Consider the following 11,712-nt stretch of genomic DNA (forward strand, 5'->3'; position numbering starts at 1 on the left):
AGGCGGGGAACCTCTGGAGCAGCCAGACCTGTTGGGGGGCCTTATTCGGTTTCTCCACGATGACCTGCAGGGCCGGGCCGAACCCCTGGAAGTCCGGTTCGAAGTTTATGGCGCTGACCGTGCCGTACCCCGGGATCTCCCGTTTTTCGTCGGGGGCGAGAGACAGGATTCCCGCATCCTCGCCCGAGGCCTTCTTGACCGATACCTGGACGGTGGGTGGCCCGGCTTGTCCGTAGCTCGACTGGTAGAACCAGATCCCCTTGTAGACGAGCGGATCGTTGACCTCGATCGTCTTGCGCAGGACCTCGCGCCCGTTCTCGATGACGCTTAAATCCGAGGAGTACTCCTTGGGCTGGCCGTTCGGGTAGGTCTCCACCCAAAACCGGTTGTTCCGGACGGAGAAGGGCAGGTCGATGTGCTCCTTCCCGCCGCGGGCATCCAGGTGGGAGGATTCCTTCCCCTCCGGAATCGCCACGTACGATTTGAATCCGAAGACGTTTCCGACGATGGCCCCGACGAAGACGATGACGATGCCCGCGTGGGTGGCGTACGCGCCGAACCGGGACCAGGCGCCCTTTTCCGCATACAGGTGCACCGAGCCGTCATGTTCCGTGATCGTTGGAGCCGTAAAGGCCCCGGAGAGCGACGACCGGTGCCTCTCCGTCCACTGCGGAATATCGCCCTTGTTTTTCCACCGCTCCACGAGGGGAAGGGTTTTTTCCATCGCGGCGTCGATCGTCCGCCGGGGATTGCGGACCGTCCGGATCGCCCGGGGGAGGCGGTCGATCGTGCAGCAGGTGAGGTTCGTTGCAAACAGGGAGAGCAGGAGGAGGAACCACCAGGAGTGGTACATGTCGAACAGCTGCAGGGCTTCCAGGGCGCGGATAGTCCCTTCGCTATATTCTTGCAGGTATTTCTCCATCGGCTGATTCTGCTCGATGATCGTTCCCAGGATGGAGGTCACTGCCAGGAGGATGATGACCCAGATCGCGAGCTTCAGAGAGATCAGAACGTTCCAGATTCGGGTCGCAACCGGTTTTGACTGCTTCCGCTCTTTGGTTGCGGAGGCAGAAACGCTCTCGGTACGAACCTCCGATGCGGTTTTCATAAGAACTCCTTCCACTGGTGGAGCATTCATTTTTACGGTGCACGAAGAGGTACGCACCGGTTCCTTCACGGACCGGCGGTCGAAAAACGGGAATGGGCGGGGTCAGCGAATCGGAGGTCTTAGCAGAGAGAAGGAAGGTGCCTCATAACGACTGGAAAACTCGGGGGGTGCGATGCGATGAACGGGATTGTCTCGAAAAACCGAAACCGGAGTGTCCATGATGCAAGGGGCAAGACAGGACGGGCAAAGCGTACAGGCGTGATCCCCCGAATCTTGAGTTGCCGGGGGGCAGGACTCGTTTCGATCTTCTGGTAGAACGAACAATGTCGCCCCCGTTTCGCCGGAGGACGCGAAGGCAGCGACCGCCTTGGAGGGCCAGGGTTTGCAGATCGCAGCTTCCGCGACGGACACAAATACATGGATCATCAGAATCCCGAGGACGGCTCCCCGGATTATCGTTCGAGTGGACATTCGGGAGATTCTAACGTCTCACTCCCGGGCAGGTCAACCAAAATCCATTTCTGATGACTCTCCGGTCTTCCTCCATGGGAAACCACCCTTTGGATCCATCATGGCGGGGTCTGAATTATCCCTTGACCGGTGTCGATAAAAGTCACAACATATGAACAGGCATGCAGGTGTTTGGAGGTACCGTGGATCGAAGAAGCCCGGATGTTTGCGAGATCCATTACGTAAACGAGGATCATGTGCGAATCGCCCGCCAGGCGCTTTCCCCGGAGAGGGAAATCCTGTCCTTGGCGGAAACCTTCAAAACACTTGGAGATCCGACGCGCGTGAAGGTTCTCCAGGCCCTTTCCGTGGAGGAGCTTTGCGTCTGCGATCTGGCCAGGCTTTTAGGCATCAGCGAGTCGGCGACCTCCCATCAGCTTCGGGTATTGCGGAACAAAAAGCTGGTCCGGTACCGGAAGGAAGGGAAGATGGTCTTCTATTCGCTCGACGACACGCATATCGAGGTGTTGATGAAAGAGGCGCTTCGGCATGTCCGTGAAGAGGTGGACTCCGGCGGAAGGGTGGCGGGCCAGGTCGGCGAGAGCGTAGCGTAGGGCGCCCTTTTTTTTGACTATATATATGAATGTATGCTCATACGTTAGGGAAAAATCGCAGCCAAGGAGGCGGGTTATGGGAAGAGCGGTGAAGCAAGGGGCGTCGAATTGTTCCTGCGGTGACGCCTGTACACTGGCTTCGCGCCGGATCTTTCGGGTGGAACGGATGGATTGCGCTCATGAATCGACTCCGATCCTGTCCGCGCTGTCCGCCGTTCCGGGGGTGGGCCGGGCGGTTCCTTCCTATGCCGATTCCACGTTGGCGGTGGAATTCGACCCGCACGCCGTTTCGCCCGAGCGGATCGTGCAGGCGATCTCCGAGGCCGGTTTCAGGGCCGATATCGACGAACGGACGGCGGAAGAAATGTCCTTCTGGGAGCGACACGGGCGTCTTGTCGCGAGTTCCGCATCCGGGATCCTGCTGGCAGCCGGGCTATCGCTCAAGTTCATGGAGATCCGGCTTCCCGCTGCCATGCTGTTCCTTCTCCTGGCGACGGTTTCCGGGGGCTGGTACGTCTCCCGCCGAGCCTGGCAGGCGCTTCGTCACCGCCAACTCGAAATGAACACCCTGATGGCCACCGCAGCCGTTGGCGCCCTCCTGATCGGGGAGTGGGCGGAGGCGGGGGCCACGATGTTTCTCTTCTCCCTGGCCCAGGTCCTGGAGGCTCGCAGCATGGACCGGGCCCGCAACGCCATCCGGGCCTCCTCGACCTTTCCCCGAAGGAGGCCACCGTCCGCGGGGAAGGAGGAGAAGTCCGGCTCCCCGTCGAGCGGGTCTCGGTCGGGGATGTCGTCGTCCTTCGTCCGGGGGAACGGGTCCCGGTGGACGGGGTCGTCCTGCAAGGGACCTCCTCGGTCGACCAGGCGCCGATCACGGGGGAATCGGTTCCGGTGGCGAAGACGCCCGGCTCCCGCGTGTTTGCGGGTAGCCTGAACGGCCGGGGGATGCTGGAGATCCGGACGGAGAAACCCGCCTCGGACAGCTCGCTCGCCCGGATCATCCATCTCGTCGAAAATGCCCAGGAGCAACGAGCCCCGAGCCAGACCTTCATCGACCGGTTCGCGCGGTACTATACCCCCGCGATGATCGCCTTCGCCCTGGCCCTGGTCCTCGTTCCTCCGGTTCTGTTCGGGCAACCGTTTTCCACCTGGCTCTACCGGGGGCTCGTGGTCCTGGTGATCGCCTGCCCGTGCGCCCTGGTGATCTCCACCCCCGTCTCCGTCGTCTGCGGGCTCACGCGCGCGGCGCGGGAGGGGGTCCTGTTCAAGGGCGGGGTCTATCTGGAAGAGCTGGGGAGGATCCGCACCTTCTTCTTCGACAAGACGGGGACGCTCACGCGGGGAAAGCCCGAGGTGATCCATGTCCGGTCCTTCTGCGATCTCCCGGAGGACGAACTCCTCCGGCTGGCCGCGGCGCTCGAATCCCGGTCCGAGCATCCGCTGGCCGGCGCCATCCTGGAGGCCGCCGGGAGCAACGGCGACGGTGACCCTCTTCCCGCCCCGACGTTCGTCCAGGCCGTGCCCGGCATGGGCATCCGGGGGAAGGTGAATGGGGAGATCCACCTCGCGGGGAATCCGACCTTCTTCAATAAAGGATCGGGGTTGAGCGGTCCGCAGAAGGCAGCCGTGGAGGAATGGGAACGAAAAGGGGCCACGGTCGTGCTGATCGGGACCGGGAAAACGATGCTCGGGATGGTCGCCATCCAGGACACCGTCCGGGGAGAGGCGATGGCCGGCCTGACCGAGCTGCGCCGCCTGGGGGCAACCGAGCTTACGATGCTGACCGGAGACAACCCGGAGACGGGAAAGGCGATCGCATCGCAGCTCCCCATCGACACGGTCCACGCGGGACTCCTTCCCGAGCAGAAAGTCGCACTTGTACGGGAGGCCGTGGAGAAGGGGAAAAAGGTGGCGATGGTGGGCGACGGGATCAACGACGCCCCGGCCCTGGCCCTGGCCACGGTGGGCGTGGTCATGGGGGCGGCCGGGACCGACGTGGCGCTGGAGGCGGGGGACGTGGCGCTCATGGGGGACGACCTCCGGAAATTTCCTTTCGCCGTCCGCCTGGGCCGCCGGACGCTTCGGATCATCCGGTTCAACGTCGTCTTTTCCCTGGCGACCAAGGCGGTGTTCCTCGTTCTGGCCACCGTGGGGCTGGCCACCCTCTGGATGGGGGTCGCCGCGGACATGGGGGCGACGCTGCTCGTCATCGGGAACGGCATGCGTCTCCTTTGGGGCTCGAACGGGTAGACTACACGCCTTACCGCGGCGTGCAGCTCACGCCGAGCGGCCGTAGGATCGCGTTTCCCCGGCGGCGGCAGAGCGCAGGTCGCCGTCACACCAGCCCCGCGCCCAGCGCCGCGCCCAGCAGGAGCAGCAGAACGCCAACGAGGCGCTGGATGATGCGCATGGTGACTTTCGTAAGAAGGCGCGACCCGAGGAACGCGCCCAGAAACGCCGCCAGGGACCCTGCGACCACCAGCCCAATGCCGCCCTGCGCTCTGAGGATCTCGAAATCGCGCGAAAAGAAGGTCAGCCCGTAGACCGTCATCCGGCTCAGGTCCACCACGATCGCCGACAGGATCACGGTCCCGATGAAGGCCTCCTTGGACAGCCCCGCGCGGACCAGGAACGCGGTGCGCAGCGCCCCCTGGTGGCCGGACAGCCCGCCGAAGAAGCCCGAGAGCAGTCCCCCCACGGGGATCCACCGGGCGTCCAGGGCCATCTTCTCGAGCCCGGGCGACAGCTCGACCACGGCGAACCCCATGATCAGCAGGGCGATGACCAGCTTGATCCAGGTGACGGTGCATGCGCGGCCTGCCAGCTCGAACCGGGCGATCGGCGCCATCCCGCCGAGATGGTTGAGCAGCAAGGCGCCGGCCATGGCGGCGAGGGCTGCGGGGAAGGCGAATCGCGCGACGACGCCGCGGTCCGCGTGGCGGCCGAGGAGCAGGGCCTTGAACAGGTTGTTGGCCAGGTGCACGATCGCCGCTGCCGCGACGGCCACCTCCACCGGAAAGAACAGCGCGAAGACCGGCATCAGCAGCGTCCCGAGGCCGAACCCCGAAAACAGGGTCAGCCCAGAGACCAGCAGTGCGGTCGTGCAGATCAGGAGGTAGCTCATCGGTCCAGGACCACTTCCGAATGCGCCGTCCCCTCGCGCCTGGAGTGCCGCGAGACGTCCGGTCCGCCCTGATCGTCCTGCGGTTCCGTAGCCTCACGTGCGAAGCGGCGGGCCTCTTCGATCTCCTCCTGCGTCACGATCGAGTCGCGAAGCCGGTTGAAGGTCGGGTTGGCAAGATCGTTGAGCCGCGCGAACAGGGGGGACTTCTCCTTGAGGTCCTCCTTCAGGAAACGGAGGCAGCCGTGGCACTCTTGGCTCCGAACGGCGTATTCACGCGGGTCTATCCGGTGCCATCGGGCGAGGAGCCGCATCCCCAGGACGAGGGGCTCGCGGAACCACCGAAACCACCGGGTGCGCTCGTAGCAGAGCCGGACCAGCCGGATCGTGCAGATCCGGCAGGGGGGCCTCAGGGGACCCGGAACAGGACGGGGAGCCATCCGAGGAAGCGGAGCCGCTCGACGATCTGCAGGATCATGAAGAACCAGAAGAACCACATGGCGTCGAAAAATGCGCTCCGGTAACGCCTGGAATCGACCGGATAGAGCTCCGGCTCCGACAGCAGCGAGAGTTTGGGAAGGAACCGGGGCGTCGTCTCCATGTACTTCAGATAATCTTCCCCATGCAGATCGATCAGCTTCTTCTCTTCGCCCAGGATCACGAAGGGATAATAGAATACGAAGAGCAGGACCAACACGGCCAGAACAAGGATGTTTTCCGCAGCCAGTCCGATGCCGATCGCTCCGAGGAAGCTGAAGAAATACAGCGGGTGGCGCACCATCGAATACGGGCCTTCGGTCACGACCCTGCGCTCCTTGAAACCGGAGATATACAGGGAAGACCAAAGCCGGCCGAAAGTGCATATCCCGATCAATACGAAACCGCTGAACTCGATAACCAGGTCGAGGAGCCCGTATCGCTCCCACGAATGGTCCGTCACCAGGATCAGCGACAGGAGCGCCAGGGCGACGATCCGCGTGGCGGGAATCCTGCGGTCGCGTGCAAATCGGATCAAGGCCTCCATCACGTTCCGGGTTCCTCCTCGACCATATTTGAGGGACGCGAGATCTCCGGCCACGCCGGGCGCTCCCCGTTGACCTGGGCCTCCGGGGGTCAGCGCGGCGGCGGGCCGTCGTCAGCGCTCCTCTCGAGCGACCGGACGGATCCGGGAACCCCTTTCCTGCGACGGATCCTCGGGGCGGCGGGGCGGCCCGCCGAGCCGCGTCTCCTTGAACAGCTCGTCCAGCTGGCGGGCGACGGCGACAAGCACCGCGTTCCCCTTCGCGGTGAGGCGATAGGACTTCCTGGCGCGCGGCCCTCCCGGCCGGTCGACGTCGCGGCGGAGCCATCCGAGCTTCTCCATTCGGTGGAGGATGGGATACAGGGTCCCGGGGCTTACGTCGTATCCGTGGCGCCGCAACTCCTGGAGCATCCATTGGCCGACCACCGGCTCCTCGCCGGCGTGGTGAAGGATGTGGATCTTCCAGAAAGCCAGGAGGATCTCTCGCTGCAGGGCTTTCGCGTCTTCCGCAGTCACGGAGGATCGTCTCATATTACGGTTATCATAAACGATATCCGTAAAAATAGTCAATCGAGAATTGCGGAAGAGCGGGCAGGTCCTTGCGGCGGCGCGTTCCCGAGCATCGTGAAACCCGGCTTTCCGGCCACACGGCGCGCTGCCGTCATGGAGAGGTCCACCGGCCGGCCCGATCGGGTTCTTCTCCCGGGAGGACGGGTCCTGCGAGAACAGCTCTTGCGCTTGCGGCCGGGAAGCAGCCATAGATATAATGTTGCGGTTCCAGGGTCCCATGTCATCGCCCACGGGTGCCGGCCACTCCGCATGAAACGGCTTCTGATCGCGATAGGGATCGTTCTCGCCGTCACGACAGGTTGCGAGACGGATAGGCCCGCCCGGGACCGGCCCGGTCCCGAGAGAACGCTCCTTTTCGGGCTCAACCCCGAGCAGAACATCTTCAAGCAGATCGAGCGATACGAGCCTCTCGCGGACTACCTGGGCCGAAAGGCCGGGGTACGGATCGGGTTGAAGGTCCTGCCGCGCTACGGGAACCTCATCGACAACTTCGAGTCCGCGGGACTGGACGGGGCGTTTTTCGGAAGCTTTTCCTATTCGCTGGCCCATGCGAGACTCGGAGTCCAGGTGATCGCCAGGCCGGAACGCCCCGACGGCGTTTCCACCTACCAGGGGATGATCATCGTCCGAAAGGACAGCGGCATCCGTGCCGCGAAGGACATGAAAGGGAAGAGGCTCGCTTTCGTGGCCCGGGCGACCGCGGCCGGGTATCTCTTCCCCCTCGCGTTCATGCGGAAGGGCGGAGTCGGCGACGTCGAGGCCTTCTTCAAGGAAGTGTACTTCGCCGGGACGCACGAGGACGTCGTCCGTGATGTCCTGAACGGAAAGGCGGACGTGGGCGCGTGCAAGAACACGGTGTTCGGACGGCTTGCCGCCGCCGATCCCCGCGTCGCGAAGGAACTCGTCGTCCTCGACCGGTCGCCCTCCTTTCCCGAGAATGCCCTGGCATTGGGGAGAAGAGTCGAGCCGCCCCTCAAGGAAAAACTGAAGAACGTCCTGTTGACCATGCATGAGGATCCGGAAGGCCGGAACGTGCTCGAGAACTTCGGCGCGCGGAGGTTCGTCGAGACCACGGACGCGGACTACGACGTCGTCCTGAGCTATACGGGAAAGATCGGCATCGATCTCGCGACGTACGATTACACGAACCGCTGAATGAAGAAAAAGATCATCGCGGGCCTGGCCCTCCATTCGCTCTTCTTCGCCCTGATCGGGATTTCCGTCATCTTCACCATCGAGAACGCCACATCCGAGCTCGACGAGCTGATCAAGCTTCACCAGGTCGAGATCCTGCGGGAGCACCTGCTGGTCAGCGTCAAGGGAGTGCAGACGGACCTGAGCCTCCGGGACACCCCTTACGCCAGGACCGCCGACGCCATCGTGTCGCACGCCGTCCGGATGGACAAGCTCGCGCGAGGCTGCTTCGCGTGTCACCACTCGGAAGAGGTCACGGCCAGGTTGAACGAGTTGAGGAGCCGGCTGGAAGACTACAAGCTGGCCCTGAGCCGGGTCATGACCTACCTGGCCAACACGGAACGGCTGAACGCGGAGAGGGACGCCGCTCTCCGGGCCGGGGAAGAGCTGACCCATACGGTCAAGGAGATGGTCGCCCTGACCGACCGGCACCTGGCCCAGCACACGAAGACCGTCCTCGCCAGGATCTCCACGACGAAGATCCTGCTCTTTCTCCTGATCGGCGCGGGGCCTCTCCTTTCGGCGGGCCTGGCCTACGTCTACGTCACCAGCCTGACGAAGCCGGTGAGCGAGCTTCTTGCGGCGACGAGGCGGCTCAAGGGGGGCGACCTGGATCACCGGATCGCCGGGCTCCGGGACGAGTTCGGAGAGCTGGCGAGCTCGTTCAACGAGATGGCGGGTTGCCTGAAGGACCAGATGGTGAAGATGCAGCGGACGGAGCAGATGGTCGTCGTGGGGGAGCTCGCGGCGGGGCTGGCGCACGAGATCAAGAATCCCCTTGCGGGGATCAAGGTGGCGATGGAAGTGCTGTCCGACGACCCGGACATGTCGGAGGAGAACCGGACCGTCGCGGCGAAGGTGACCGACGAGGTGAGGCGGCTCGAGGTATTGATGAAGAGCTTCCTCAACTTCGCCAAGCCCCCCAGACCGCAGTTCGACAACGTCGACGTCAACCGGATCGTGGAGGCCACCGTGGGCTTCTACCTCCAGCACCACCCGTCGCCGGCGGCGAGCGGGACCGGGATCCGGATCGTGAAGGAGCTGGACGGGCGTGTTCCCCCGATCCCGGCCGACCTCATGCAGATCCAGCAGACGCTTCTGAACATCCTCCTGAATGCCGTCGACGCGATGCCGGGCGGAGGCGCCCTCGCCATCCGGACCTTCTTCGACCCCTCTTCGGACGCCGTCGAGATCTCCATATCGGATACCGGCAAGGGAATCGAGGCGGGAATGGAAGAAAAAATCTTTCAGCCTTTCTTCACCACGAAGCGGAAGGGGACCGGGCTGGGACTGTCGATCTGCAGGCAGCTCGTCGAGCAGCACGGGGGCACGATCTCGGCGGGAGGGAATCCCGGAGGCGGGACGGTGTTCCGGATCGTGCTTCCCCGCAGGGGCACGGAAAGGGGGGCCACGGCATGAGGACCAAGGGGAAGGTGTTCCTCGTCGACGACGACGAACTGATCCTCGAGATGCTCTCGAGGGCGTTGCGCCAGGAGGGGTACGACGTCGAGGCGGACGCCACCGGCCGGGAGGTCCCGGGCCGGCTGAAGGCCTTTTTCCCCGACGTGGCGCTGCTGGACATCAAGCTTCCCGGCAAGAGCGGACTCGAGATCTTCCAGGAGATCCGGGAGAGCGGGATCCCCTGCCAGGTGGTCATGCTCACCTCGGACGACACCGCGGAGACCGCCATAAAGGCCATGAAGCTTGGCGCCGCGGACTACCTGACGAAACCGTTCGACCTGGAAGAGGTGAAGATCGTCATCGGCCAGGTGATCGAGAACGGAAGGCTGAGGCGGGAAGTGCAGTGCCTGCGCGTGGCGAACCCGGACCTCTATCAGGCGGATTTCCTCGGCGAGTCGCACGCGGCCCGGGAGATTCGCGAAAAGGCGGCCAAGCTGGCCCGGGCCAGGGTCCGGACCGTGCTGATCACGGGCGAGAGCGGGACGGGAAAGGAAGTCCTCGCCAGGTACATCCATCGGCTTCTCCACGCGGACACGGGGGTCCCGTGGGCCGCGATCCTCCCCATCAACTGCGCGGCCCTTCCGGAGGCGCTGCTGGAGAGCGAGCTCTTCGGATACGAAAAGGGCGCCTTCACGGACGCGAAAGCGGACAAGAGGGGAGTGTTCGAGCTGGCGAACCGGGGCACCGTCCTCCTCGACGAGATCGGAGACATGAAGCCGGGCCTGCAGGCGAAGCTCCTGCGGGTGATCGAGGAACGGGCGATCCGCCGCGTCGGGGGGGACCGGGAGATACCGGTCGACGTGACCGTAATGGCCACGACGAACCGGGACCTCCCGGCTGCGATGGAGGCGGGAGAGTTCCGGACGGATTTCTTCTACCGCCTGGACGCCTTCTCCCTCCACCTGGCGCCCCTCCGGGAAAGAAAAGAGGACATCCTTGTCCTGGCCCATAGCTTCCTTTCGGGGTTTTCCGGTCGGTACAACCGGCCCCGCCCCGCGGGCTTCTCTCCCGAGGCGGAGCGGCTCATGCTTTCCCATCCGTGGCCCGGGAACGTGCGGGAGCTGAGAAACGTGATCGAACGGATCGTGGTGCTGGAGAACGCCGAAACGATCCTTCCCGGGCACCTTCCCAAGGAGATGTTTCACTCCTCGCCGCACCCGCCATCCGCCGCCCCTTCCGGCCGTTTTCTGCTTCCCGAGAAGGGGATCTCCCTGGAGGAGCTGGAGAAGGACCTGATCCTCCAGGCCCTGGAACGGGCGAAGAACAACAAGACCCTGGCGGCGAAACTGCTGGACGTGAGCTACGACTCCCTGAGGTACCAGATCAAGAAGTTCCGGCTGGAGTAACCCTCCTCATATTCGGCGCCGAGTTCCCGTGAGGCTCGTCACTTCGGGGGGCGCCTCCCGCCTACCGTTCGAATCGTCTGTGCTCCGTCCCGCCTACCGTTCGAATCGTCTGTGCTCCGTCCCGCCTCCGTAGGCGTCGTCGATCAGCTCGGTGATGTCGCTGAGGTCGAAGGGCTTCTCCAGGAACCGGAAGGCTCCCTGGGCCCGGGCGCGCTCCAGTGTCTCCGGCGAGGCGTCGCAGCTGATCACGATCACCTTCGCCAGCGGCTGTGTCCTTCGGATCTCGTCGGTGATCTCGAAACCGCTTCCGTTCGGGAGACGCACGTCCAGGAAGATGAGGCCGTAGGCATCGGAGGCCAGTTGAGTGAGCGCCTCCCCGAGGGTACCTGCGGTGTGGACGACGAAGCCCCGCCCCGTCAGGGACCGGTAGAGGCCCCAACAGAGCAGGATGTTGTCGTCCACGAGGAGCGCTTTTCGGGGCAGCATGACGATGCGGACAGCAAAAGACATACCCGACCCCGGGATCTGCCGAAGGCGCCCGAAGTCTGCGGGAACGCGTGCGATTTTCGTGGCGGGCGACATTCAGCCACGGCCCTCCCTGCGTCCCTTCCGCGTTCTCACCGGTTTGCGCCCGGAATTTCACCGGTTGGGGATTTTACCGGCTGCATCCGGGGATATCCCCGGACGGATCGGCCCGAAAAATCCTGCCGGGATCCAACTACCTGTTTTATAAACTTTATTGCGTCATTGCGGCTCGGGCACGGGTGATGCACCCTTTTCCCGGCGAGGTCTAAGGAACAGGAGGACTCGAAGTAAAGTCACGCCTG

At 63.9% G+C, this 11,712-nt stretch carries 10 protein-coding genes and 1 pseudogene; 5 read left to right on the top strand and 6 right to left on the bottom strand.

Features of this window, described 5'->3' with window-relative positions; all coding sequences use genetic code 11:
• The coding region (locus A2X88_06075; GenBank protein ID OGP33135.1) for a hypothetical protein at positions 1-1,108 on the bottom strand (1,108 nt) is incomplete at its 3' end.
• Between the two features lie 632 nt (positions 1,109-1,740).
• On the opposite strand from A2X88_06075, the gene A2X88_06080 reads away from it, so the two are divergent.
• Both A2X88_06080 and A2X88_06085 read left to right on the top strand, forming a co-directional pair.
• Positions 1,741-2,172, top strand: coding sequence for a hypothetical protein (locus A2X88_06080; GenBank protein OGP33136.1), 432 nt, complete (start codon positions 1,741-1,743; stop codon positions 2,170-2,172).
• A gap of 166 nt (positions 2,173-2,338) precedes the next feature.
• Positions 2,339-4,422: pseudogene (locus tag A2X88_06085) on the top strand (cadmium-translocating P-type ATPase).
• 85 nt (positions 4,423-4,507) lie between these two features.
• Here A2X88_06085 and A2X88_06090 read toward each other — a convergent pair.
• The 4 genes from A2X88_06090 to A2X88_06105 all read right to left on the bottom strand — a co-directional run bounded on the left by A2X88_06090 (position 4,508) and on the right by A2X88_06105 (position 6,845).
• Positions 4,508-5,296, bottom strand: a complete 789-nt coding sequence (locus A2X88_06090; GenBank protein OGP33137.1) for a hypothetical protein — start codon at positions 5,294-5,296, stop codon at positions 4,508-4,510.
• Complete coding sequence (locus tag A2X88_06095) at positions 5,293-5,733, bottom strand: hypothetical protein (protein OGP33138.1); 441 nt, start codon at positions 5,731-5,733, stop codon at positions 5,293-5,295. The genes A2X88_06090 and A2X88_06095 overlap by 4 nt, the downstream gene beginning before the upstream one ends.
• Positions 5,703-6,317: a hypothetical protein gene (locus tag A2X88_06100; GenBank protein ID OGP33139.1), complete on the bottom strand. Its 615-nt coding sequence runs from the start codon at positions 6,315-6,317 to the stop codon at positions 5,703-5,705. The genes A2X88_06095 and A2X88_06100 overlap by 31 nt, the downstream gene beginning before the upstream one ends.
• A 111-nt stretch (positions 6,318-6,428) precedes the next feature.
• Entirely contained in the window at positions 6,429-6,845 is a 417-nt protein-coding gene (locus A2X88_06105; protein OGP33140.1) for a PadR family transcriptional regulator, read from the bottom strand.
• A 288-nt stretch (positions 6,846-7,133) separates the two neighbouring features.
• Here A2X88_06105 and A2X88_06110 point away from each other — a divergent pair, with 288 nt between their 5' ends.
• Genes A2X88_06110 through A2X88_06120 form a run of 3 tightly spaced genes read left to right on the top strand, consistent with a single transcriptional unit; the run spans position 7,134 to position 10,885 of the window.
• On the top strand, positions 7,134-8,039 hold the full coding sequence (locus A2X88_06110; GenBank protein OGP33141.1) for a hypothetical protein: 906 nt from the start codon (positions 7,134-7,136) through the stop codon (positions 8,037-8,039).
• Complete coding sequence (locus A2X88_06115; protein OGP33142.1) at positions 8,040-9,497, top strand: hypothetical protein; 1,458 nt, start codon at positions 8,040-8,042, stop codon at positions 9,495-9,497.
• Complete coding sequence (locus tag A2X88_06120) at positions 9,494-10,885, top strand: Fis family transcriptional regulator (GenBank protein ID OGP33143.1); 1,392 nt, start codon at positions 9,494-9,496, stop codon at positions 10,883-10,885. Before A2X88_06115 ends, A2X88_06120 begins: the two co-directional genes overlap by 4 nt.
• A gap of 93 nt (positions 10,886-10,978) precedes the next feature.
• Here the strand turns inward: A2X88_06120 and A2X88_06125 are convergent, their stop codons facing one another.
• A complete protein-coding gene (locus tag A2X88_06125; GenBank protein ID OGP33144.1) occupies positions 10,979-11,371 on the bottom strand; it encodes a hypothetical protein in 393 nt (130 codons plus the stop codon).
• Positions 11,372-11,712: the final 341 nt, after the last annotated feature.

Source organism: Deltaproteobacteria bacterium GWC2_65_14 (assembly GCA_001797615.1).
Taxonomy (GTDB): domain Bacteria; phylum Desulfobacterota; class Deferrimicrobia; order Deferrimicrobiales; family Deferrimicrobiaceae; genus GWC2-65-14.